The 24193-nt window shown below is 61.9% G+C and carries 24 protein-coding genes and 1 riboswitch; of the genes, 10 read left to right on the plus strand and 14 right to left on the minus strand.

All coding sequences use genetic code 11. From position 1 onward, the window contains the following. Window positions 1-12: 12 nt before the first annotated feature. The gene (locus tag ACU8HS_RS23725) at window positions 13-1014 is read right to left on the minus strand and encodes an Ldh family oxidoreductase (protein ID WP_447016338.1); all 1002 of its coding nucleotides are present in this window, start codon (window positions 1012-1014) and stop codon (window positions 13-15) included. A gap of 83 nt (window positions 1015-1097) precedes the next feature. Here ACU8HS_RS23725 and ACU8HS_RS23730 point away from each other — a divergent pair, with 83 nt between their 5' ends. Further along, window positions 1098-1796 (plus strand): GntR family transcriptional regulator, encoded by a 699-nt coding sequence (locus tag ACU8HS_RS23730; protein WP_113497351.1) that lies wholly within the window; start codon window positions 1098-1100, stop codon window positions 1794-1796. Window positions 1797-1818: 22 nt separating this feature from the next. Here ACU8HS_RS23730 and ACU8HS_RS23735 read toward each other — a convergent pair whose 3' ends face one another. After that, the gene (locus ACU8HS_RS23735; protein WP_112703345.1) at window positions 1819-2844 is read right to left on the minus strand and encodes a substrate-binding domain-containing protein; all 1026 of its coding nucleotides are present in this window, start codon (window positions 2842-2844) and stop codon (window positions 1819-1821) included. Between the two features lie 302 nt (window positions 2845-3146). Between ACU8HS_RS23735 and ACU8HS_RS23740 the strand changes: the two genes are divergently transcribed. The 6 genes from ACU8HS_RS23740 to ACU8HS_RS23765 all read left to right on the plus strand — a co-directional run bounded on the left by ACU8HS_RS23740 (window position 3147) and on the right by ACU8HS_RS23765 (window position 9348). Beyond that, entirely contained in the window at window positions 3147-4412 is a 1266-nt protein-coding gene (locus ACU8HS_RS23740) for an ABC transporter substrate-binding protein (protein WP_112570601.1), read from the plus strand. Between the two features lie 85 nt (window positions 4413-4497). Then, complete coding sequence (locus ACU8HS_RS23745) at window positions 4498-5484, plus strand: carbohydrate ABC transporter permease (protein ID WP_112570603.1); 987 nt, start codon at window positions 4498-4500, stop codon at window positions 5482-5484. After that, complete coding sequence (locus tag ACU8HS_RS23750) at window positions 5484-6314, plus strand: carbohydrate ABC transporter permease (RefSeq protein WP_447016339.1); 831 nt, start codon at window positions 5484-5486, stop codon at window positions 6312-6314. Before ACU8HS_RS23745 ends, ACU8HS_RS23750 begins: the two co-directional genes overlap by 1 nt. Window positions 6315-6326: 12 nt before the next feature. Next, the gene (locus ACU8HS_RS23755; protein WP_447016340.1) at window positions 6327-7355 is read left to right on the plus strand and encodes an ABC transporter ATP-binding protein; all 1029 of its coding nucleotides are present in this window, start codon (window positions 6327-6329) and stop codon (window positions 7353-7355) included. 74 nt (window positions 7356-7429) lie between these two features. Beyond that, window positions 7430-8215, plus strand: coding sequence for a ThuA domain-containing protein (locus ACU8HS_RS23760; protein ID WP_447016341.1), 786 nt, complete (start codon window positions 7430-7432; stop codon window positions 8213-8215). Between the two features lie 11 nt (window positions 8216-8226). After that, window positions 8227-9348 (plus strand): Gfo/Idh/MocA family protein, encoded by a 1122-nt coding sequence (locus ACU8HS_RS23765; RefSeq protein WP_447016342.1) that lies wholly within the window; start codon window positions 8227-8229, stop codon window positions 9346-9348. A 60-nt stretch (window positions 9349-9408) separates the two neighbouring features. Here the strand turns inward: ACU8HS_RS23765 and ribB are convergent, their stop codons facing one another. The 6 genes from ribB to ACU8HS_RS23795 form a co-directional block, all read right to left on the minus strand. Further along, window positions 9409-10035, minus strand: a complete 627-nt coding sequence (ribB, locus tag ACU8HS_RS23770; protein WP_112759157.1) for a 3,4-dihydroxy-2-butanone-4-phosphate synthase — start codon at window positions 10033-10035, stop codon at window positions 9409-9411. A gap of 115 nt (window positions 10036-10150) precedes the next feature. Continuing rightward, a riboswitch (FMN riboswitch) is annotated at window positions 10151-10296 on the minus strand. Between the two features lie 289 nt (window positions 10297-10585). Beyond that, entirely contained in the window at window positions 10586-11323 is a 738-nt protein-coding gene (locus ACU8HS_RS23775; RefSeq protein WP_112759159.1) for an ABC transporter ATP-binding protein, read from the minus strand. Next, the gene (locus tag ACU8HS_RS23780) at window positions 11323-12150 is read right to left on the minus strand and encodes an ABC transporter ATP-binding protein (protein WP_447016343.1); all 828 of its coding nucleotides are present in this window, start codon (window positions 12148-12150) and stop codon (window positions 11323-11325) included. Before ACU8HS_RS23780 ends, ACU8HS_RS23775 begins: the two co-directional genes overlap by 1 nt. A gap of 1 nt (window position 12151) precedes the next feature. After that, on the minus strand, window positions 12152-13054 hold the full coding sequence (locus ACU8HS_RS23785; protein ID WP_112572614.1) for an ABC transporter permease: 903 nt from the start codon (window positions 13052-13054) through the stop codon (window positions 12152-12154). Beyond that, a complete protein-coding gene (locus ACU8HS_RS23790) occupies window positions 13051-14079 on the minus strand; it encodes an ABC transporter permease (protein ID WP_113413605.1) in 1029 nt (342 codons plus the stop codon). Before ACU8HS_RS23790 ends, ACU8HS_RS23785 begins: the two co-directional genes overlap by 4 nt. 15 nt (window positions 14080-14094) lie before the next feature. Continuing rightward, entirely contained in the window at window positions 14095-15690 is a 1596-nt protein-coding gene (locus ACU8HS_RS23795) for an ABC transporter substrate-binding protein (RefSeq protein WP_113413604.1), read from the minus strand. Window positions 15691-15812: 122 nt separating this feature from the next. On the opposite strand from ACU8HS_RS23795, the gene ACU8HS_RS23800 reads away from it, so the two are divergent. From ACU8HS_RS23800 to kdgD, 3 genes are all read left to right on the plus strand, one after another. After that, the gene (locus ACU8HS_RS23800) at window positions 15813-16523 is read left to right on the plus strand and encodes a FadR/GntR family transcriptional regulator (protein ID WP_113413603.1); all 711 of its coding nucleotides are present in this window, start codon (window positions 15813-15815) and stop codon (window positions 16521-16523) included. Between the two features lie 66 nt (window positions 16524-16589). Continuing rightward, window positions 16590-17570 carry a mannonate dehydratase gene (locus ACU8HS_RS23805; protein WP_113413602.1) on the plus strand — a complete coding sequence of 327 codons (981 nt, stop codon included), beginning with the start codon at window positions 16590-16592 and terminating at the stop codon, window positions 17568-17570. Between the two features lie 43 nt (window positions 17571-17613). Next, window positions 17614-18537, plus strand: a complete 924-nt coding sequence (kdgD, locus tag ACU8HS_RS23810) for a 5-dehydro-4-deoxyglucarate dehydratase (protein ID WP_112759152.1) — start codon at window positions 17614-17616, stop codon at window positions 18535-18537. A gap of 69 nt (window positions 18538-18606) precedes the next feature. Here kdgD and derI read toward each other — a convergent pair whose 3' ends face one another. The 6 genes from derI to ACU8HS_RS23840 all read right to left on the minus strand — a co-directional run bounded on the left by derI (window position 18607) and on the right by ACU8HS_RS23840 (window position 24171). Beyond that, window positions 18607-19062 (minus strand): D-erythrulose-4-phosphate isomerase, encoded by a 456-nt coding sequence (gene derI, locus ACU8HS_RS23815; RefSeq protein WP_112572626.1) that lies wholly within the window; start codon window positions 19060-19062, stop codon window positions 18607-18609. Further along, the gene (locus ACU8HS_RS23820) at window positions 19059-19844 is read right to left on the minus strand and encodes a triose-phosphate isomerase (protein WP_113413601.1); all 786 of its coding nucleotides are present in this window, start codon (window positions 19842-19844) and stop codon (window positions 19059-19061) included. The genes derI and ACU8HS_RS23820 overlap by 4 nt, the downstream gene beginning before the upstream one ends. Then, window positions 19841-20617: a DeoR/GlpR family DNA-binding transcription regulator gene (locus ACU8HS_RS23825; RefSeq protein ID WP_113413600.1), complete on the minus strand. Its 777-nt coding sequence runs from the start codon at window positions 20615-20617 to the stop codon at window positions 19841-19843. Before ACU8HS_RS23825 ends, ACU8HS_RS23820 begins: the two co-directional genes overlap by 4 nt. Window positions 20618-20711: 94 nt before the next feature. After that, on the minus strand, window positions 20712-21647 hold the full coding sequence (locus tag ACU8HS_RS23830; protein WP_112572632.1) for a sugar-binding transcriptional regulator: 936 nt from the start codon (window positions 21645-21647) through the stop codon (window positions 20712-20714). A 69-nt stretch (window positions 21648-21716) separates the two neighbouring features. Then, window positions 21717-22649, minus strand: coding sequence for a TIM barrel protein (locus ACU8HS_RS23835; RefSeq protein WP_112758550.1), 933 nt, complete (start codon window positions 22647-22649; stop codon window positions 21717-21719). Window positions 22650-22659: 10 nt separating this feature from the next. After that, entirely contained in the window at window positions 22660-24171 is a 1512-nt protein-coding gene (locus tag ACU8HS_RS23840; protein WP_112705536.1) for a glycerol-3-phosphate dehydrogenase, read from the minus strand. Window positions 24172-24193 lie beyond the last annotated feature (22 nt).

The following is a 24193-nucleotide window of genomic DNA, read 5'->3' on the forward strand; positions in this document are numbered from 1 at the left end:
TCTCCGATTTTGCTAGGCCGTTTCGCAGCAGGCGAGCGCCTGCAGGCGGTTCCAGACTTCGTCGGCGATCGGGATTCCCTCGCTCAATCGCCTGTCGCGACAGGCTCTTCCACGCTCGCCGGGGATGAGGACCTCATCGAAGCCTTCCGCCGGAGGCAGACGGCGGATCGCCTCCAGATAGTCCTGCAGATCGCGCCTTGGACCGTCGATGACGATGAAGACGTCACCCTTGTTGCAGACATTGGTATCGTCGAGGGTTCCGCGAACGTCCCGTCCGAGGGCCGCCCCGGAAAGACTGCCGACGATCAGCTCGAATGCCAGGCCCAGCGCGTAACCCTTGGCCTGCCCGAAGGGACCGATTGCCCCCTGCTTTGCGGCATTCGCATCCGTGGTCGGGTTGCCGGCGCTGTCGATCGCCCAGCCGAGAGGGATTGGTTGCCCGCGATTGGCATGATCGTGGATCTCGCCCATGGAGACGACGCTGGTCGCCGTGTCCATCATGAAAGGCGCGCCGCCGGTCGGAATGCCAATGGCAATCGGATTTGTCCCGAGCATCGCCATCCTGCCGCCCCAGGGGTGGACAAGCGCTTCGCTGGTGGAAAGAGCAATGATCGTAAAACCTGCTTCCGCCACGCGCTCTGCATACCATCCGAGCATGCCGACATGGTTTGAATTGGTGATCGCCGCGAGTGCGACGCCGTTTTCGCGGGCACGGGGCTTCAAAACCTCAAGCGCCTGATTGGCAACGACAGGACCCAGCCCACGCTCTCCATCGACGGCAAGGAAGCTCGGCGACCGCCAGACATGCCGCCCCGTCGCGCCGGGATCGCTGACGCCGTTCCGGATCCTGTGCACGATGCGCTCAAGCCGCAAGAGACCATGAGAAGAGACGCCCCGCAGGTCCGCCTCCATCAGCAGATCAATCTGCTGCCGCCGGTGCTCGCCGCCGACACCCGCCCGCCGGAGCACCTCCTCCGCGACACGTCTCAGCACATTCGCCTGGACAATAACCACAATATAAAATCCGATCGGATATCTGATTGCGATGGGCGGACTATGCTGATAAGAAGTTTGGGCGTCAAGGAGCAATTTTTAGAATGACAAGAGAGCTGAAAGGTGTGGGAACGGGTGAGCAGGGTCTTCTTCGCCGGCCGCCCCGGCTCGGAGACGAAGTCTACAACGCGATCTATTCGCAGTTGATGTCTCTAAAAATTCCGCCGGGCGGAAGGGTATCCGTGGATAGTCTCGTGCGCGAACTCGGGGTTTCGCAGACGCCGATCCGGGAAGCGCTTTCACGCCTCGAGGCGCAGGGGCTCGTCATCAAGACGCACCTGATCGGCTATAGCGCAGCGCCGCAACTGAACCAGAAGAGGCTGGAGCAGCTTTACGAATTGCGGCTGCTCGTCGAGCCCTTCGCTGCCGCCAGGGCGGCTGAAGCCATGTCCGAGGAGGCGATCGCTTCCCTCGAAGCAATCGATATCGAAATGCGCTCCGTTCGCAATGACGATGCCAGACTGGCCTACGGCCAGTTTGCGCAGAGCGACGGAGCGTTTCATGACCTGATTGCGCTTGGAAGTGGCAATGCGCTCATCCACGAGACACTTGGCCGGCTGCACACGCATGTGCATCTTTTCCGGCTCTACTTTCATTCCCGCGCGACAAGCGAAGCCAATGCCGAACACGCATTGATCATCAGGGCGATCAAGGCAAGAGACCCGGCAGGCGCCGAAAGCGCAATGCGCGAGCACATACTGCGCTCGCGAACGCGCTTCATGGCGATCTTCCAGGGCGGCTGAACGGCTGCTCCGCCGCCATCGCTCACGTCTGCGGCATGCGCACCGGGCCGGTGGACTCGCGCAGGATAAGCTCTACCGGCCACAATTCATGTATCTCCGTCGGCGAGCGCCCGGCCAGGAGCTGCAGGACGAGATCGGCGCAGCGCGTGCCGGCGGCCCGCATCGACGACCGGGTCGCCGACAGCGACGGGGCCATGTTGTCGGCCGTCAGATAGGGAAAAACGTCATCGTGAGCGATAACCGAGACATCCCTGCCGATCTGCAGCCCCAGGGAGCGCGCAGCCCGGTAAATGCCGAGCGCCGTCATCATCGATCCCGCGACGAACGCGGTCGGCCGCTTCGGTTGTTCGAGAAATGAGCGCGCGAAGCGGAAGCCGAGTTCATCGGTGAAGTTGCCGTTGGCGATGAGTTGCGGATCGACTTCGATCCCGCGGCTCTGCAGGGCGCTGCGGTAGCCGATATCGCGATGCAGCGCATAGGTCGCGCCCTCGCGGCCGTTGATCATCGCAATCCTTGTATGACCGAGATCGATCAGATGCGACGTCGCCCGGCGTACCGCCCCCTCGTTGTCGATATCAAGCCAGGGATGCGGCACGTCGATGTCCGAACGGCCGTGAACGAGGAACGGCATTCCCAGCTCGTGCAGCAAGGCGATGCGCTGGTCATTGGGACGAGGCGAATGCACGATGATCGCATCCACCCGCTGACTTTCCGCCAGCCGCCTGTAGAGCTGCATCTCGGCATCATGTTCGGGATTGGCCATCGGTATGACCAGAATATCGGTGTCTTCCGTGATAAGACGTTCCGCCATTCCGGCCATGAATTCCGCGAAATGAAACTCGCCGGCGCGCCCCATGACGACGCCAATGGCGCCAACGCGGCCCGTTTTCAGCCTGACCGCATTGACGTTCGGCCGGTAGCCCAACCGCACCGCCTCCTGGACGACGCGGGCGCGCGTCACCTCGCTGACCTCTGGATAGCCGCTGAGCGCACGACTGACGGTCGTCGGGGACAGTCCAAGTTGTTTTGCGAATTCCTTGAGTTTCATTGACCGAAATAACTTTCATCGCCTGCGCTGCCGGGCATCTATACCATCGGCGCCGCGAATTCCACATTTTAAGCCGTCGACTATATTTTCTCAAATCGATTTCAATTTTGGCGCCGGCCAAGATAAGCAAATCCGCAGTTACAGAACCGCTTACATTCGCGACGCACATTGATTTTAAACAATATTTCTTACTTACGCACAGACGCAGATCCCATCTGAAGCCCTCCCTTGACATGGTATGGAGCTTCTGACAGTTTTTCATCAGCCAAATCGATTTCAATTTGGTCCTTTGGGAGGAGAAAATGAAGTTTTGTTTCACAGCGGCCGCCGTCGCGGCCGCGCTTATTGGCGCGACCGTACCGTCCTACGCCGCCGAGATCAGCATATCGGCAAGTTCCACCGGCAAGAACCTTGAGCTATTCCGCAAGCAGCTCGATGTTTTCGAGAAGGCGACCGGCAACAAGGTCAAGATCGTGACCATGCCGTCCTCGTCGACGGAACAGTTTTCGCAGTACCGGCTGTGGCTCGCAGCCGGCAACACGGATGTCGATGTCTACCAGACCGACGTCATCTGGGCGCCGCAGCTGGCCGACCAGTTCGTCGACCTGAAGGATGCCACGAAGGATGTCGTTGGCGACTTCTTCCCGGCAATCGTCGCCTCCCAGACCGTCAACGGTCGCCTCGTCGCGTTGCCGCTCTATACGGACGCGCCGGCTCTCTTCTACCGCAAGGACCTGCTTGAGAAATACGGCAAGCAGCCGCCGAAGACCTGGGACGAGATGGAGGCAACCGCCAAGGAAATCCAGGAAAAGGAACGCGCCGCCGGCCAGAAGGACCTGTGGGGCTACGTCTTCCAGGGCAACGCCTATGAGGGCCTGACCTGCGATGCGCTTGAATGGGTCAAGTCCTCGGGCGGCGGCCAGATCATCGAGACCGACGGCACGATTTCGATCAACAACGAGAAGGCAGCGGCAGCGCTCAATCGCGCCAAGGGCTGGGTCGGCACGATTTCGCCGAGCGGCGTGCTTGCCTATCAGGAAGAAGAATCCCGCGGCGTCTGGCAGACCGGCAACGCCGTCTTCATGCGCAACTGGCCCTATGCCTACGCGCTGGGCAACGGCGCCGACAGCCCGGTCAAGGGCAAGTTCGACGTGACCACGCTTCCCGTTGCCGCAGAAGGCGACAAGCCCTCCTCCACGCTGGGCGGCTGGAACCTCGCCGTCTCGAAATACTCGAAGAACCCGGATGCGGCGATCGAACTCGTCAAGTTCCTGACGTCGAAGGACAGCCAGAAGCAGCGCGCCATCGAGCTTTCCAACCTGCCGACCCTCTCGGCGCTTTACGACGACAAGGACATTGCCGCCGCGCAGCCGTTCATGCCGAACTGGAAGCCGATCTTCGAAAACGCCGTGCCGCGCCCGTCGGCGGTTGCCAAGGTCAAATATAACGAAGTTTCCGCCAAGTTCTGGACCGCCGTCCACAATACGCTCTCCGGCAACGGTACGGCCGAAGAAAACCTTGAGCTTCTCGAAGCCGATCTGACGACGCTGCAAGGCAGCGGCTGGTAACAGATCGAAGCGGCAGCGGCGGAATCCACCGTGGCTGCCGCTTTCGATAACGCCGTCGTCGATCGTCTCATGAAGCGGATATTCCATGAGTGAAGTTGCAGTTTCCCAAAATCTGAGCACAGGCGCGCGCACCAAAGCGATCTCTTCGGATCTGCGCTCGGAACGCGTCCGTTCCGCCTGGATCTTCCTGGCTCCGACCCTGCTGATCCTGGCCATCGTTGCCGGCTGGCCGCTGTTTCGCACCATATATTTCAGCTTCACCAATGCGTCGCTGACGAACCTCGGCGATGCCCGGTTCGTCGGTTTCGACAATTACCTCTCCTGGGTCACGCTGAAGAGCGGCCGCACGATCTACAGAGGATTGCTGGCCGATCCCGCATGGTGGGGGGCGGTCTGGAACACGGCGAAGTTCACGCTGTTGTCGGTGACGATCGAAACCGCGCTCGGCCTTATCGTTGCCCTTGTACTGAACGCGCAATTCGTCGGCCGCGGCATCGTTCGTGCCGCCATCCTTATTCCCTGGGCGATCCCGACGATCGTCTCGGCGAAAATGTGGGCCTGGATGCTCAATGACCAGTTCGGCATCCTCAACGACATGTTTCTGAGCCTCGGGCTCATCAGCCAGAAGATTGCGTGGACGGCAGATCCCAATACCGCGATGATCGCCGTTCTGATCGTCGATGTCTGGAAGACGACGCCCTTCATGGCGCTGCTGATCCTTGCCGCCCTGCAGATGGTTCCAGCCGATATTTACGAAGCCGCAAAGATCGACGGCGTCAACCCCATCAAGGTGTTCTGGCGTCTGACCCTGCCGCTGATCCGCCCGGCCATCATGGTCGCGGTGATTTTCCGCATGCTCGATGCCATGCGCATCTTCGACCTGATCTACGTGCTGACGCCGAACAACGCCCAGACCAAAACCATGTCGGTCATGGCGCGCGAGAACCTCTTCGACTTCGACAAGTTCGCCTATGGCGCAACCGCCTCTACCGTCCTCTTTCTCATCATCGCGTCGGTCACCGTGCTCTACATCTGGCTCGGCCGCGTCAATCTCGGCGGAGGCGAACGCTGATGCTGCTTACAGCCACCAAGAATACGCTCTTCTATCTTCTGGTCGCGGTCATCGTCGTCATCGCGGTCTTCCCTTTCTACTACGCGATTCTCACGAGCTTCAAAGCCGGCACGGCTCTCTTCGAGGTCACCTACTGGCCGACCTCGATCTCGCTGGAAAATTATAGCGGCGTGTTGACGACAGGCAGTTTCATCCGCAGCCTCGGCAATTCGCTGTTCATCGCATGCCTCGTGGTTGCCGCTTCGCTGCTGCTTGCCGTCACCGCATCCTACGCGCTTGCCCGCGTGCATTTCCGGGGTCGCGCGCTCCTGATGCTGACCATCCTCTCGGTTTCGATGTTTCCGCAGATTGCGGTGCTCGCAGGGCTCTTTGAACTCATTCGCTGGATCGGCATCTTCAACACGCCGTTCGCCCTGATCTTCTCCTACATGATTTTCACCCTGCCCTTCACGGTCTGGGTGCTGACCACATTCATGCGGGATCTGCCGGTCGAGATCGAGGAAGCTGCGATCGTCGACGGCGCATCACCCTGGGTCGTCATCACGAAAGTCTTCATGCCGCTGATGTGGCCGGCCCTTGTCACCACCGGGCTGCTTGCCTTCATCACGGCCTGGAACGAATTCCTGTTTGCCCTGACGTTCACCTCGTCGGACGCTCAGCGGACGGTGCCGGTGGCGATCGCCCTGCTCTCGGGCGGCAGCCAGTTCGAGATCCCCTGGGGCAACATCATGGCGGCATCGGTCATCGTCACCGTACCCGTCGTCGTCCTTGTTCTTATTTTTCAACGCCGGATCATTTCCGGGCTGACCGCCGGCGGCGTCAAAGGCTGAGGAAAGCGAGATATGGCACAGATCAGACTAGACAATATCCGCAAGAGCTTCGGCGCGTTCGAAGTCATCAAGGGCGTGACAATGGACATCCGCAGAGGCGAGTTCATGGTTTTCGTCGGCCCGTCCGGTTGCGGCAAGTCCACCTTGCTGCGCCTGATCTCGGGGCTGGAGGACATCAGTTCAGGCACGCTCTCCTTCGATGGCGAGCCCGTCAATCGTCTTTCCCCGTCGAAGCGCGGCATCGCCATGGTCTTCCAGTCCTATGCGCTCTATCCGCATATGACGGTCTTCGACAACATGGCCTTCGGCATGAAGCTCTCCGGCCGCACCAGGGAGGAATGCAAGGCGCGAGTCGAGCAGGCGGCCGGCATGCTGCAGCTCTCGCCCTATCTGGAGCGCCTGCCGCGCCAGCTTTCGGGCGGCCAGCGCCAGCGCGTCGCCATCGGGCGCGCCATCGTTCGGGACCCGAGGGTCTTCCTCTTTGACGAACCCCTGTCCAATCTGGACGCGGCCCTGCGCGTCGCCACGCGCCTGGAGATCGCCAAGCTTCACCGCAGCATGCACGACACGACGATGATCTACGTCACCCATGATCAGGTCGAGGCCATGACGCTTGCCGACCGTATCTGCGTGCTGCGCGACGGCGTCGTCGAACAGGTCGGAACGCCGATCGAACTTTACGAGACCCCGAATTCCGTCTTCGTCGCCGGCTTCATCGGCTCGCCGAAGATGAATTTCCTCTCCGGGCCGTTCGCGGCTCCCTACAATGCCCACACGATCGGGGTACGGGCCGAACATATCGAGTTTGCAGATCGGGAACCCGCCTGGACCGGCACCGTTATCCACTCGGAGATCCTTGGCTCGGATAGTTTTGTCTATCTCGACATCGGCTCGGACGAGCCGCTCGTCGTTCGCGAAACCGGCGTATCGAGCCACCAGCCCGGCCAGCGGCTGGGCGTGTCGCCGGTCGGAGATCGCGTTCACCGTTTCGACCAATCCGGACGCGCCCTCGAAAGGGTTCCCTTCAAGGGCGCAGCCTGACCAGCCACCAAACAAACAGGACCCGACCGTCTCCCACCGGTTCGGGTCCGCCAATCGCATGAAGGAGCAGAAATTTGCCTATTCGCACCGTCGTCTGGGGTGAGAACATCCATGAGAATACCAATGCCATCGTCCGCGAGATCTATCCCGAGGGCATGCACACGACCATTGCCAAGGCGCTGAACGGCGACCCGGCGATTTCGGCGACCACGGCCACGCTGCAGGAGCCGGAGCACGGTCTTTCCGAAGCCCGGCTTGCCGAGACCGACGTCCTGACCTGGTGGGGCCACAAGGACCACGGCGCGGTTTCCGACGTCGTCGTCGAGCGCGTCGCCAAACGGGTCTGGGAGGGCATGGGCCTGCTGGTGCTGCATTCGGGCCATTTCTCCAAGATCTTCAAACGGCTGATGGGCACGCCCTGCGCGCTGAAATGGCGCGAGGCGGGCGAGCGCGAGCGGCTGTGGACGATCAACCAGCGCCACCCGATCGCCGCCGGCCTCGGCGAGCATTTCGAGCTGGAAAACGAGGAAATGTACGGCGAGCAGTTTTCCGTACCGGAGCCCCTGGAGACGGTGTTCATCTCCTGGTTCCAGGGCGGCGAGGTGTTCCGCTCGGGCCTGACCTGGCGGCGTGGTGCCGGCAATATCTTCTATTTCCGCCCCGGCCACGAGACCTATCCGACCTATCACGATGCCAACGTGCAGAAGGTGCTGATCAACGGGGTGAAGTGGGCCTATAACCCGGTGGGCGCATTGAAGAGCATTACCGACGCCCCAAATGTGCCGGTAGAAAAAGCCCTGGAGCCGATCGTCGAACGCGGCCCGAGACTGCACCAGGCCGGCGAAGCCGGTTACCGCTGAGGAGAAGAGCAATGCGTCTACTTGTTCTCGGCACAGGCGTCATGGCGAAAAGCCAGGTTGCCAACTTCCTCGCCATCGACGGCGTGGACGTGGTCGGCGCCGTCGATACGGATCGGACCCGGCTCGATGAATTCGCCGATCATTTCAGCATCGAAAAACGCTTCGCCACGCTCGACGAGGCGATCGCATGGGGCAAGTTCGATGCCGCCACAAACGTCACGCCCGACCGTGTCCACCATGCGACGAGCCTCGCGCTGATCGCGGCCGGCAAACATGTCTTCTGCGAAAAGCCGCTGGCGGAAAACTATGCGCATGCGCTGGAGATGACGGAAGCGGCGGAAGCGGCCGGCGTCATCAACATGGTCAACCTCACCTACCGCAACGTGGCACCGCTGCAGCGGGCGCGCGAAATGGTGCTGGCCGGCGAACTTGGCACGATCCGCCATGTGGAAGCGTCCTACCTGCAGAGCTGGCTGGTCTCGCGCGCCTGGGGCGACTGGCGCACGGAATCACGCTGGCTATGGCGGCTTTCCACCGGCCACGGCTCGAACGGCGTGCTCGGCGATGTCGGCATCCACATTCTCGATTTCGCCGCCTATGGCGCGGCCACCGATATCGACCATGTGTTTGCGCGGCTGAAGACCTTCAACAAGGCGCCGGGCGGGCAGATCGGCGAATATCTGCTCGATGCCAACGACAGTTTCACCATGTCGGTGGATTTCGCCAACGGCGCGCTCGGCGTCATTCACGCGACGCGCTGGGCGACCGGCCATCTCAACGAGCTGAAGCTGCGTATCTACGGCGAGAAGGGCAGTCTCGAAGTCAACCACCGCCCCGACGGTTCGGACCTTCGCGGCTGTTTCGGCGAGGACATCGAAAGCGCCACCTGGCGCGACATCGCCGTGCCGGCCGTGCCGACCAACTACCAGCGCTTTGCCGAAGCGGTCAGGACCGGCAAGCAGGACGACCCCACTTTCCGCCATGCCGCCAATCTGCAGAAGGTCATCGATCTCGCGATCGTGTCGGAGAAAGAACGCCGGGAGCTCAATCTGCTGGCCTCCGATAACCCGGAGGGCAGCGCCCAGGAAAACAGGGCCGACGATCAGGGGCCGGCACTCGCACTCGTCGTCTGACGGCGGCAATATGGAAGGCCCGCGCAACCGGGCCTTCTTCGCGCCTATGATCCAGGCAACTTAGGCAGCCTTAACGGGTACGCCCGGGCCGCGATAGGCAATGAGATCCTCGATCGTGATCAGGTGGAGGCCGTGCCGTTCGGCAAACTGCTCGAGTTCGGGCAGGCGCGCCATCGTGCCGTCATCATTGGCGACTTCGCAGATGACGCCCGACGGCGACAGACCGGCAAGCCGTGCGAGATCCACGGCCGCCTCGGTATGGCCGGGGCGCGAAAGCACGCCGTTCGGATGCGCGCGCAGCGGAAAAATATGGCCCGGCCGCGCAAAATCCTCGGGGCGGGAATTCTCGCCGATGAGCGCACGAACCGTCGCGGCGCGGTCGGCCGCGGAAATGCCGGTCGTCGTTTCGGGAATATAATCAACCGACACGGTGAAGGCGGTTCGCAACAGTTCGGTATTGTTGGGCACCATCTGCGGGATCTGCAGTTCGTCCAGCCGCTCGCCTTCCATGGCCACACAGATGAGGCCACGGGCATAATTCATCATGAAGGCGATCGCCTGCGGGGTGATCGCCTCGGATGCGATGACGAGGTCGCCCTCGTTTTCCCGGTCGCGATCATCGACGACGACCACGATCTCGCCTCGCGCAATCGCGGCGATTGCGTCTTCGATTTTGGAAATTGCCATCTTCTCTGCCTTTCAAGGGTTAGCCGCGTGAGCGGCATTCATGGCTGTAGAAAGCCACCATTTTCCCTTGGGCGAACAAGCATGCGAAACGCCGCGTGCCGCGCGGCGCCCTCTGCGTTGCTCTCTTCCATCCGGACTGTGACCGTCGGCTCCGGCATCTCACCGGATCTGCTGACCCTTCGCTTTTCGCGAAGGCGCTCGCGGGCTCCGAGTTGCCTCGATACCGCCGGTGGGGAATTGCACCCCGCCCTGAGAACATTCGTTAGATAGATGATGAAGCCCTTGTCCTGCAAGAGGTTGGGTGCGGATCATCCCGCGGGAATTGGCTCGCAGGAGTGAAAGCACCGTTCCCTTTTGTCGAACAGCATCATGGCATGATCGGGCCGAAGCCGGGGACATCGTGGGCACCGGCGTCATCGCGCCGGCCAGTAGCTACAGCGAGATCAGGCGCCCGATCGATGACCCATAGGGATGTTCGTTGCGTAGAGCGGTGCGAGCAATCATCGCCTGTCATCGTGAGGCGGTATGCCCAGCGGTGCCAGCCGCCGGTTCAGATGAAGGTCGCTTCGAACAGTTCGCGCGCATATTCGTCATGCGTTTTCCCGTCCTGCAGATCCTGCTTCGAGAGTTCGTCGATGAACCGGCCATCCTTCATGATCAGCACGCGATCGCACATATGGGCGATCACCGCGAGATCATGGCTGACAAGCACATAGGTCAGCCCCATCTCCTCGCGCTGGTCCGCGAGCAGGTTCAGGATTTCCGCCTGGATCGACACGTCGAGCGCCGAAGTCGGCTCGTCGAGAAGCAGGATCGGCGGCGAGAGGATCAGCGCCCGTGCGATCGCGACACGCTGGCGCTGGCCGCCGGAAAGTTCGTGCGGGAACCGGTTCGCAAATGCGGCCGGCAGGCCGACCTGGCGCAGGGAGCGTTCGACGGTCTGCCAGATTTCCTGCCTGCCCATCGCCCGCAAGGGCTCGGCAAGGGCAGTGCCGATCCGGTGGCGCGGATGCAGCGATCCGTAAGGGTCCTGGAAGACCATCTGCGCACATTTGAGGTCGTCGAGGCTGCGGGACTTGCCAACGCTGCGGCCGGCGAGGGAAATCTCCCCCGACCATCCCTTTTCCATGCCTGACAGGCATCGCAGGACGGTGGACTTGCCGCAGCCCGACTCGCCGACAATACCCAGCGTTTCCCCGCGCGCGACGCTGAAGCCGATGTCCCTGACGACATGGTTCTGCTGTTTGCCGGACGTGAATGTGACGTTGAGGTCGCGGACGTCGATCATCATGCTCTCTCCAGGTCGATCTTCGAGCGGTCGAGAACCGCAAGCCGCCGGACGGGATGGCGCGGATCGGGCATCGCGGCGATCAGCCCCTTCGTATAGGGATGGCTCGCATCCTCCAGCCGCGTCAGCGTCTCGACGATACGCCCCGCATACATGACGATGATCCGCTCGCAGAAGGCGGAGACCATCCGGATATCGTGACTGATCAGCAGCAGGCCGGAATCGTTCTCCCGGACGAGTTCGTCCAAGAGCGTCAGCACGTCCTTGCGCACGCTGACATCGAGCGCCGAGGTCGGCTCGTCGGCGATGACGAGCTTCGGCTTGGCAAGCAGCATCATCGCAATCATGACGCGCTGGCCCATGCCGCCGGATATCTGATGCGGATATTGTGCCATCACGCGCTCGGCGTCGCGGATGCGGACCCGTTCGAGCATCGTTTTGGCCGCTGCACTGGCCGCCGCGCCGCGCAGGCCGAGATGCAGGCGGGCCGCTTCGGCGACCTGCTTGCCGACTGTCAGCACGGGATTGAGCGAATAGCGGGGGTCTTGCATGATGAGCGCAATATCCTTGCCGCGCATCTTTCCCATCTGCCTCTCGGACAGCGACAGAAGCGGACTGCCGTCGAGGTCGAGGCGCCTTGCCGAGACGGTGGCGCCTGCCGACAGAAGACGCATGATTGCCCGACCGGTCGTCGATTTTCCCGAGCCGGACTCGCCGACGATGCCGACGCGCTCGCGCCCGATCTCGAAGCTGACATGGGAGACGGCCGGCACGGCATTCTTGCCGAAGGTCACATTGAGGTCTTCGACGCAGAGGACTGGCTTCATATCAGGACCTGGCATGACGGGGATCCAGAATGTCGCGAAGCGCGTCGCCCGCGACGTTGAAGGCAAGGCTGGTGACGAGAATGGCAACACCCGGCATCACGGCAACCCACCAATAATCAAGCATGAACTTGCGCCCGCTCGATATCATCGCGCCCCATTCGGGCGCCGGCGGTTGCGCGCCCAATCCCAGGAAGCCCAGCGAGGCGGCCGTCAGGATGATGCCTGCCATGTTCAGGGTCAGGCGCACGATCACCGAAGGAATGCACATGGGGGCGATATAGACGAACAGGATGCGCAGGGGCGAGGCGCCATAAAGGCGGGCCGCGGCCACATAGTCGGCATTGCGGACGACCAGCGCCTCGGCGCGCGCGAGGCGCGCGATGGGCGGCCATGCCGTGAGCGAAATGGCGATGATCGCCGTCGTCAGGCCGGCCCCGAGCGCGGCCGCAAATGCCAGCGCCAGGATCAGCGAGGGAAAGGACAGGACGATATCCGTTGCCCGCATCAGCAGTGCGTCCGTCCGGCCTCCGAAGAAGCCGGCGACGACGCCGATCAAAAGACCGATCGGGCCGACGATGAGAGAAATCGAGAGCACGGTCTGGACGGTGATCCGCGTTCCGTAGATCAGGCGGCTCAGAATATCCCGGCCGAACTCGTCGGTGCCCGCCCAATGCGCGGCGCTCGGCGGCTGCAGCGCATCGGACAGGACCTGGATGTTCGGATCATAGGGCGCAAGCAAAGGCGCAAGGATCGCAACGGCGCAGAGGATCGCCAGAATGACGAAGCCGGCCATGCCGAGCGGCTCCTGCCCCAGCCGTGAGACGATCCGCATGGTCGAGGCGCCAATCCGGGCAGGCAGGCTCGGCGGGCGTACAGCGAGGTCGGTCTGGATTGCATCGCTCATTGCGCGGCCTCCCGCGTCCGCGGATCGAATATCGCATAGGCGATATCCGCCAGGAAATTGAGGAACATGAAGATGAAACCGATGATGATGGTGGCGGCGACGACGGCGTTCATGTCGCCGATCATCAGCGCGTTCGTCATATATTGGCCGATACCCGGCCAGGAAAAGACGATCTCCGTCACGACGGCACCTTCCAGCAGCCCGCCATAGGAGATCGCCAGGATGGTGATGAGCTGCACGGCGATATTCGGCAGAACGTGACCGATGACGGTGCGGGCCGGGCCGACACCCTTTGCCCGCGCGGCAATCACGTAATCCTGGCTCAATTGCTCCAGCGTGAAGCTGCGGGTCATGCGGGTGATATAGGCCATGGCGGCATAGGCGAGGATCACGGCAGGCAGGATGATATGCCCAAGCGCATTCCAGAAGATTTCCGTCTCTCCCTGCAGCAGGCTGTCGATGAGCAGCAGCCCTGTCTGCGGCGCGACCATGCCCTCGTAGAAGACATCGACACGGCCGGGGCCGCCAACCCAGTTCAGCCCGGCATAGAAGATGACCAGGCCGACGATCCCGAACCAGAAGACCGGGATCGAGTGGCCGACAAGCGCGACGATCCGGGCGATCTTGTCGATAAACGTGTCTCGAAAGAGCGCCGCCGTCAGCCCAAGCGGAACGCCGACAAAGGTCGAGATCAGGATTGCCAGAGTGGCGAGCTCAAAGGTCGCGGGAAATGCCTGGGCAAGATCCGAAGAAACCGGATTGCCCGTCAGCACCGCCGTTCCGAAATCGCCATGTGCGAGACCGTTCAGGTAGATCAGGAACTGCTGGTAGATCGGCAGGTCCAGACCGAGCTTCTGGCGCATGGCGGCATAGGCGGCGGGGTCCGCCAGCTCGCCGACGATCGCTCCGACCGGATCGGCGGGAAGAATACGGCCGATCACGAAGGTGACGCACAGCAGGATGAACAGGCTGACGGCCAGGTGCCACACACGGCGCGCCAGTTCCTTGACGGAGAGTTCCTTCATGATCGGCGACCTTGCTTAATCGGTCTCGGCTTTCGTGACGGCCTCAAGGCGGGTCGTCTGGTTCGGATGGCCGACATAGTTCTGAACCTTGTCGTTCAGCACGATCGGCTCGAACCGCTCGAACATCGGCAGGACGGCGGGCTTCTGATCCACGAACATCTTCTGCATCTCGACATAGAGTTCGCCGCGCTTCTTCGGATCGGGCTCGAGCGAGGCCTTTGCCGTCAGGGCCGTCAGTTCGGGTATGTCCCAGGCCGAGCGCCAGACGAAGTTGCCGGCATTGTTCGCCTCGAGAGAATTGTCGGGATTGGAGGCGAACTGCTCCATCGCCCCAAGCACGTTCGGCATGTAGGCGCCGGTCTGCGGAATGAGCAGATCGAAATTCCGAGCCCGATGGGCCGCGATGATATCGGATCCGTTGCCCTGCTGGATATCGACCTTGATGCCGATCTGGCCGAGCGAGGCCTGGATGGCAGTGGCAAGATCGATGCGAGGGGTCTGCGCGATGGTCTTCAGAGTAAGGGTGAAACCGTCCTTGAAGCCCGCCTCGGCAAGAAGCTCCTTCGCCTTGGCGACATCGAGATGCCAGTCAGGGCTTGGAATTGCATATTCGAAGTTTTCGGGAACCGGCACGGTGCGCGCCCGCCCGTAAGGCCCCATGATGGTCTTCTCGATCCCCGTGTAGTCGATACCGTAGGCGATCGCCTCCCGCACTTTCGGGTTTGAGAGATATTTGTTGCCGGCATTCATCGACAGCACGTAGAAGCCGCCCGTGGGCACACGCTGGATCTCGAAGCCCTTCTTGTTTTCGAAGGTGGCGAGATCCGATGCGGTCATTGCGCTTGCTATGTCGATGTCGCCGCGCTCCAGCATCAGGCGCTCCACCTGGCTTTCGGGAACATGGCGGACGATGACGCGGCGCATCTTCGGCGCACCCGCAACGTAATTCTTGTTGGCGTCGATAATGACGAGTTCGTTGGGCGTCCAGCGGTTCAGCGTGAACGGCCCGGAGCCGGCCGAATGCGTTCTCAGCCATGCGTTGCCATAGTCGTCGTTGACGACATGTTTCTGGACCTCGACGCTATCGACCACACTCGCAATGACCATGGCGAGTCGGTAAAGCAGAAGCTCCGACGTCACTTCGCCGGAAAGATCGACGCGCACCGTCTTGTCGTCGACGGCCTTGACCAGCTGGTCGACATTGTCCTTCGTATAGCCGACGCGCTTCAGGTTGGCGGCGGCGGCCTGATCGAGCTTCAGCAGACGGCCGAGCGAATAGACGACATCCCTGGAGGTCACCGGATTTCCGGAAGCGAAGGTCGCGTCGCGCAGCTTGAACGTGATCCCCTTGTCGTCGACCTGCCAGCTCTCGGCAAGCTGCGGCACGATCTTGCCGTCAGGCGTCGAGGCGACGAGCCTGTCATAGAGGTTCGACATGATCTCGTTGGCCTTGGCCTCCGTCGCCTGCTGCGGGTCCAGCGAAAGAACCTGGGCAAGCGAGGTGCCGATCACCAGCTGATCGGCAGGCGTCGCCGCCCGAAGCGCGGGCGCCGCCAAGGTCAGCGTGCAGAATGCGACGCCAACAAACAGGCTTCTGGAAAAATGCTTCATTGCAACTCCTCCCTGAGTTACTATACAAGACATAATATGTCGTCCGTATGTCGTATTATGATTTTTCGATCCGCTTTGCAAGCGCCATACGGACGGGGGCGAATAAAATGGGGAAAGACGAGATGGTAGCGGGCACGCGCGGCAGGCAGCGTTTGGCGCAGCAGGTGATCGATCAGTTGCGCACGCAGATTGAGACGGGAAAGCTTCGCGAGGGAGACCAGCTTCCGACCGAGCCTCAGCTTGAGGCAACCTTCGGCGTCAGCCGCACCGTCGTGCGGGAAGCGATCGCCGACCTGCGGGCGGCCGGTTTTGTCCGCCCAATTCAAGGCAAGGGCGTCTTTGTGTCCGATCCCAATGCGCACGGCCGGCTGATCCTGACCCCGGTCGAGGTCAAGAGCATTCCGGAAACCCTTGAATTGCTGGAGTTTCGCATGGCGGTCGAAGGGGAAGCGGCCGCCATTGCGGCCTACCGCAGAACCGCCGAACAGGAGGCGGCTATTCGGCTCGCCAACCGGAAAATGGCTCAGTTCATCGAGAGCGGCGAGCCCACGGTCGAGGCCGACTACGAATTCCACACGGCCATTGCCAATGCCTCGAACAATAGGTTCTATATCGATGCGCTGCGTCATTTCGGGCCGCGCGCGATCCCGCGCGGCCAATTTCCGACCCTGCCCGAAGCCAATGACCGCGCCTATCTCGAAAAAGTTCATGCGGAGCACGGCGAGATCCTGGCGGCTATCGCCGAGCAGGATCCGGACCGCGCGCGACAGGCCATGCGCGCACATATGATAGCGAGCCAGCGGCGATACCGGATGCTGGCGGAGCAGCAATGAGGCTCGACAACCTCAGAAATTCATATTATGTCATACGACATGATTTGAATGGTCGGGAGGTTAATCGTGTATTTGGGAACCCAGGTCGCCGCGCGGGACGATGATGATTTTCGCGTTTTTGCCCAGCTTGGCGTAAAGCATATTTCCGCCGACCCGCCGGGCGCACCGTCGAGCTGGACACTGGAGGATATCGAACGTCATCGCGATCATGTGGAGAGCTTCGGCCTCGTGCTGGACATGATCCAGCTGCCCCTGCCCTCCAAGCCGATCGAAAACGCCTCCTATCCCGACATTCTGCTGGCCGGCCCGGAACGCGACCGGCAGATCGATGCCGTCTGCCGGATGATCGAGAATTGCGCAAAAGCCGGAATTCCGGCGGCGAAATACAATCTCAACCTCATCGGCATTCCCCGGACGGAACTTGAAAAGGGCCGTGGCGGCTCGCTGAACGAGGCCTTCCGCTGGGACAGGGCCGACCAGCAGGCGGCACCTGGCCTTGCCGGCGTCCTCTCGGAGGATGAGAACTGGGAACGCATCGACTATTTCCTCGAACGCGTGGTCCCCGTTGCAGAGAGCAACAGGGTGCGCCTTGCCTGCCATCCGCACGATCCCTACACGCCGCCGGGCTATCGTGGCGTCACGCGCGTCCTTGGCACGGTCGACGGGCTGAAGAGATTCGTGCAGATGCACGAAAGCCCCTATCACGGGCTGAATTTCTGCCAGGGTTCGATCGGCGAGATGCTCGACAATCCGCGCGAGGAGATCGACGACATCATCCGCTGGTTCGGCACGCGCGGAAAGATCTTCAACCTGCACTTCCGCAACATCAGCGGCGGCAAGCTCTCCTTCATGGAAACGTTCCCCGATGAAGGCGACATGGACATGGTGCGGTCCCTGAAGGTCTACCGGGAGGTGGGCTACAAATACATGGTCATGCCGGACCATGTGCCGCGAATCAGCGGCCGCGACGCGACGGGCGTCGCCTTCAGCTTCTGCTACGGCTACATCGCCGCAATCCTCGAGGCGATGGAAGCCGGGCATATGTGAGCAGGCGCTCACCTTCAATCAGCAATCATTCAAGGAATTCGACATGGATCCCAACGCTATCAAGAAAGCCGTGGGCGACGGCCTCCTCTCTTTCCCGGTGACGCATTTCGACAGCGAGAACAAATTCAACGAGGCAGCATATCGCGAACATGTGAACTGGCTTGCCGGCTATGACGCAAGCGCGCTCTTTGCCGCCGGCGGCACAGGCGAATTCTTCTCGCTCAATCCGGCCGAAATTCCCGCCGTCATCCGCGCGGCCAAGGCTGCCGCAGGCAAGACACCGATCATCTCCGGCACGGGCTACGGCACCTCACTGGCGATCGACATTGCCCGGTCCGCAGAAAAGGCCGGTGCCGACGGGCTGCTGCTCCTGCCGCCCTATCTGATGTTTGCCGAACAGGCCGGGCTTGTCGCTCATGTGAAGGCCGTCTGCCGGTCGGTCGGGATCGGCGTGATCGTCTACAACAGGGACAACGCGATCCTGTCGGCCGACAGCATTGCGGAACTTTGCGACGAATGCCCCAACCTCATCGGTTTCAAGGACGGCGTCGGCGATGTCGACCGCGTCATAGAGATCACCACCCGGATCGGCGACCGGCTGGTCTATGTGGGCGGCATGCCGACCCACGAAGTCTACGCGCAGGCCTATTTCGCGGCGGGGGTCACCACCTATTCCTCGGCGGTCTTCAACTTCGTGCCGGCTCTTTCGCAGCGCTTCTACAAGGCTCTCAGAGCCGGCGACCAGAAGACGGTCGACCAGATCCTGAAGGACTTCTTCTTCCCCTTCGTCGCGCTGCGCAACCGCAGGAAGGGCTATGCGGTCTCCATCATCAAGGCCGGGCTGAAAGTCATCGGCCGCGATCCGGGCGCCGTGCGCGCGCCGCTCACGGACCTGACGGCCGAGGAACTTTCGGTATTGCGGTCGATTGTCGAGGCCAATGATCAGGCGAAACTGGCCGCGGAGTAAAACCGCGGCCAGCGGCGCCGAGTTTCACGGCCGCCACGAGCGGCTGGCCTTGCGAAGGGCGGCCCGCTCCTAGCGCGCGTTGTATTTCGCGTCGAGCTCATCAATGGCGGAGACGTTGCCGGCGGAGCGGCCGTTCTGGTCGAAGGTTTGCGCGAGAAACGCGTCGGCGATCGACTTCGCGAGCTCCGGTCCGATCACGCGCGCGCCCATCGTGATGATCTGCGCATTGTTTGAAAGGGCGGCCCGCTCGGCCGAATAGGTGTCGTGCGTCAGGGCGGCGCGAATGCCCGGCACTTTGTTGGCCGAGATGCAGACGCCGATGCCGGTGCCGCAGACCAGGATCGCCTTGTCATAGGTGCCGTCGATCACGCCCGAGGCGACACGGTCCGAGAGGTTGGCATAGAACGGGTCGAGCCCGTCGTTGACGCGCGACACTTCATGAACGTCGAACCGATCCTTGAGATGTTCGGCGAGCACCTTGGCGAGACCTTCGCCGGCGCTGTCTCCAGCAATTGCAAGCTTCATAATCTTTCTCCTTGGAGTTTGGCGGCGCATTTCGAGAGGATGTCGAGATAACCCTCGACGTTCCAGGCGGAACGGCCAATGAAGAGCCCGTCGATATGCGGGCTCGAAATCAGTTCCTCGCAGTTCTGCGGATTGACCGACCCGCCGTAGAGGCAGGGGATTTTTCGCCCGAGCGCCGCTTCGGCGACGGCGATGATCTCGGCCTGCCGGGCATCGGCATAGTCAGCGGTCGCCGGAATGCCCTTCTCGCCGATCGCCCATACGGGTTCGTAGGCAAGAAGGATTTCCGCGGATTTCTGCTCGCCGGAGAGTCTCGAAAGCGCCCCGCGCACCTGGACCGCCAGGATCTCCGCGGCCTTTCCGCTTTCGCGGTCGGCAAGGGTTTCGCCGATACAGATGAGCGGGATCAACCCGTGGCGGACTGCCGCCTCGGTCTTCAGCCCGACCGTCTCATCCGTTTCTCCGAAAAACTCGCGCCGCTCGGAATGCCCAAGCTCGACGATATCGAGATTGCAATCCTTCAGCATCAAGGGGGAGACTTCGCCGGTCCATGCGCCCTGGTCCGCCCAGTGCATGTTCTGCGCGCCGACCTTGACGGAGGTCTTTGCAAGCATGCGCTTGACCTCCCGCACCGCCGTAAACGGCGGGATCACGAAGCGCTGGATGACAGGATCGCGCAGAGCATCGGCCGCCTCGAGGCCGCGAGCGAAATGCTCGGCTTCCGCGAGCGTCTTGTTCATCTTCCAGCTGGTGCCAATCCAGAAGCGCGGTTTCTCCGTCATGCCTGATCCTGTGCTGGAGCGACGGTGAGCCTGATGCCCGCCCGATCGAATTCATCGAGAACAGCGGCCGCCGGCGCGCTGTCGGTGATAACAGTGTCGAAATCCGCCAGATCCGCCATGACGTGCAGCGCCGTGTGGCCGATGCGCTGGTGGTTGACGAGCAGGCAGCTTCTCGCCGAAGAGGCCATCATCGCCCGCTTGGCGCGAACGACATTGTCGTCCATGTGATAGGCAAGCCTGCCGCTCACCGCCGGCGTCGAAATGAAAGCGATGTCCGCCCTCAGGCGTGACAGCGCTTCTTCCGTCACGACGCCGAGATAGGCGTTGAACTTCGCCGAATAGATGCCTCCGAGCGCGATCAGCGTTATTCCGTTCTCGCCCTTCAACCGCTCCATGATCGCCGCGTTGTTGGTAATCACCGTCAGCGGCCGCTTGCGCAACAGCATTTCGCCGAGAACCGCCGCCATCGAGCCGTCATTGACCATGACCGTCATGCCGGGCTCGACCAGGCCAAGCGCTTCCTGCGCCATGGCAATCTTGGCTTCGCCGCCCTGACGCTCGCGAATGCGAAAATCGCTCTCGAATTGCGTTCCGGCATCGATCGTCGCGCCGCCGCGCACTTTGCGCAGGACGCCCGCTTGTTCCAGGTCGTCGAGATCGCGGTGAATGGTCATCTTGGAGACGGAAAAACGTTCTGCGAGATCGTCCACTTCGACGGTCTTGGCCTCGACAAGCAGATTGACGATCAGTTGCTGGCGTTCTTCCCGTTTCATTCTTCTCAATCCCGATTGATAACAAAATAACATTGAAATCGTGAAAATCAACAAACAATGATGTTACTATGTGGCTATCGGCCACCAATCATCGTCACGCCAGAAGGGCTTGCGCGGTCCGTTCGTCGGTGATGAGCCCGTGAAGGCGGCGGCTGCGCAGGATGGCTCTGATGGCGGCTACCTTGGCCTGTCCGCCTGCCAGGGCCACGAGGCGTTCCTTCTTGGTCGTCGGAAAGGATGCCGACAGCGTGCGGCCGGTCAGGGCCGTATCGAGGATCTGGCCATCCGCATTGAAAAAGTGACCGAGAATTTCGCCGACGCCGCCCGCGGCGGCAATGTCCTCGATCTCGCCCGGCTCGACCAGACCGGAAAGCACCAGCTGGGCCTCGGCATCGACCGTCCCCAGGCCGACGAGTTTCAGGTCGGCATTGTTTGCGAGATCGAACACTTCCTTGACGCCGCGCTGCGCTCTCAGCACCTCCCGGTCCTCGGCGGTGTTGGCGAAGAAGGGAACCGGCATGACATAGGCCTGTGTGCCGGTCTTTTCCGCGATGCGGTGCATGACGTCATAGGGATTGGCGCCGTAATTCCGCGTGAGGCCGCCAAGCAGGGAAACGAAGCGCATATCCTTGGCATTGGTCCGCGGCATGTATTGAACGGCGGCCGAAAGCGTGCGGCCGTGGCCAAGGCCGATGACGGCGTGATCGCCATGTTCGATCTCGCGCTTGAGATAGCCCGCCCCCGCATGACCGAGCGCGCGCAGCGGCAGGCCCTCTTCGCCAAGATCGGGCGCGACCTCGCAATATTGCAATCCGAATCGCTCGGCGAGCCGCGTCTCCAGTTCGACGCACTCGACGATATCGCCGTCGATCGTGACCTTGACGACACCATCGGCGACGGCCCGCGCAATCAGCCGATGCGCCTTGACGGAGGGGATACCGAGGCGCCGGGCTACATCGGACTGCGTCAGCCCGCCGGCGTAGTGAAGCCAGGCGGCCCGGACTGCAAGCGTATCATCGGCATCCGTCATCGCCGCACCCTTCCCATCTCTTCGACGGCTACACCGCCTGATAACAACCAGCCTTTGTAAATCGCCGGATCATATCTTCAAGTCTGCAGCGCCCGTATCGATATGCGGCGCCCAGAAGGCGACACTCTCGGCGATCTGCGCGATGACCTCGCGGTCGTTCGGTTCGCGTTCCTTGAAGGAGAGCTCGAGGCAGATCTCGTTGTCATCGGCACCGCCTGCCGCGAAAGCCTCCAGCAGCGGCTCGGCTTGAATCCTGCCCTTGGCATTGAATTCCGCCGTGAACGGCCGGTGGCCGCCCTTGTCCATCAAGCTCTGCTTGATGTGGATGATCGGCGAGAGCTTCGGCACGGCCCGCGCCCAGGCATAGGGATCGTAATCGTCGGGATTGGCGGACGTGACGTCGCCATGGTCGATATCCGCCATCATCCACATCGGCACCGCCATATCGGCGGCAGTCAGTCGCGCCTGCAGCGCAAGGCAGGATTCGATCGTGTCGCCGAATTCCCGGCCGATGCTCATCGGTTCCCAGAAAACATAGGAAAGACCGGCGGCCCTGGCATGCTCGGCAACCTCGCACCAGCAATCGATGGCGATTTTGATCAGCTCTTCGCGCCGGCTCGCGTCGTCGAAGTCCTTGTAGGTGAAGATTGCAAATTGCGTGCCGACGGAATGGCCGCCGAGATCGGCGGTGATATCTGCGAAGGTTCTGAACCAATCCACGTAATAGCGCCGGACCTCGGCATCCGGATGCCCGAAATGGTTCAGCCGTCCGTAAGGCCCGGTCATGCCCGAGGTGACGCGAACACCGGTGCGCTCCAGGGCCGCCTTCATCTGGCGGGTGAGACGACGGATGACAGGCGCCTGCCAGCTTGGATTGATGAATTCGTGCGTCAGCTGGAGATCACGGATGCGCAGGTCGCGCGCCACCGTCTCGATCAGGTCGTCGGGATCGGCGAAACGGTTTACCAGCGGATTGGTATTCAGCGAAAGCGAAAGCGGCATCAAGGCCTCCTCAGGCGGCGGCAAGATGGGATGAGGCAAACCAGTCGGCAAAGGCTGCCCGCTCGGCCTCGCTCAGATGCAGGTAATGCTTGGTGCGGCGATAGAGGATGTCTTCGGCCGTCTCCGCCCATTCGCAGGCGGCGAGATAACGGGCTTCGGCCTCGTAAAGCTGCCCGCCGAAATGGCGGCCGAGGCCCTGCAGGTCCGTTGCTCCGGCAACCAGGTTCCTGGTGCGTGTGCCATACAGGCGGCCGTAGTGATGGACGAGCTTGCGCGGCATCCAGGGATAGCTGTCCCGCAGGCTGTTGGCGAAGGTTTCGTAGTCGGCATTGGGCATTTCGCCGCCCGGCAGCGGCGCCTTTTCCGTCCAGTCACCGCCCATGTTCGGGAAGACGTGCCTGAGGCGCTGCATGCCGCGTTCGGCGAGTTCCCTGAATGTGGTGATCTTGCCGCCGAAGACGTTGAGAAGCGGCGCCCCCCCGGTCTCGTCGAGATCGAACACATAGTCGCGGGTCACGGCCGACGGATTGCCCTTGCCGTCGTCAAACAGCGGGCGCACGCCGGAGAAGCTGTGCAGCACATCCTGCCGGCGCAGCTTCTCCTTGAAATAGCGGTTCACCGCCTTCAAGAGATAGTCGATTTCCGCCTCGTCGGCCGACACATCCTCGGCCCGGCCTTCATAGGCGATATCGGTCGTTCCGATCAGCGCCTTGTCGCCCTCATAGGGGTTGATGAAGATGACGCGCTTGTCGTGGTTCTGGACCAGATAGGCGTTGGAGCCGGCCCAGAACTTCGGCACGATGATGTGGCTGCCCTTGACGAGACGCACATTGCGGCTGGAATTGGAGCCGGCGACGCGGTTGATGATGTCGGTGACCCACGGGCCGGCGCAATTGACGAGACATTTGGCGCGGAACGTCCGCGTCTCGCCGCTCGTGCTGCTTTTCGTCGTGATCGTCCACTGGCCGTTTTCCCGGCGCGCCGACACTGCCGGCGAGCGGGTGAGCACTAGGGCGCCCTTCTCGGCGGCGCTCACCGCATTCAAGGTGACGAGGCGAGCATCATCGACCCAGCAATCCGAATATTCGAAACCGCGGGTATATTGATCGAGTAGGGGCGTGCCTTCGGGATCGCGCAGCAGGTTGAGCGTGCGGGTGCCCGGCAGTTTCTTGCGGCCGCCGAGATGATCGTAGAGGAAGAGGCCGAGCCGGACGAGCCAGGCGGGACGGTCCTCCGGACTGTGCGGCAGGACGAAACGCATCGGCCAGATGATGTGCGGGGCTGCGTTGAGCAGCACCTCGCGTTCGATCAGCGCCTCCCGCACGAGGCGGAACTCGTAATATTCGAGATAGCGAAGGCCGCCATGCACAAGCTTGCCGGAGCGGGAGGAAGTGCCCTGGGCCAGGTCATCCTTTTCGCACAGGGCGACTTTCAAGCCGCGCCCGGCGGCATCGCGGGCAATGCCCGCGCCGTTGATGCCGCCGCCGATGACGAAAAGATCCAGGATTTCGGGTTCGGTCATGTCATGCTCCCTCGGATGCCCG

The organism is Rhizobium sp. KDH_Rht_773_N (genome assembly GCF_052946295.1).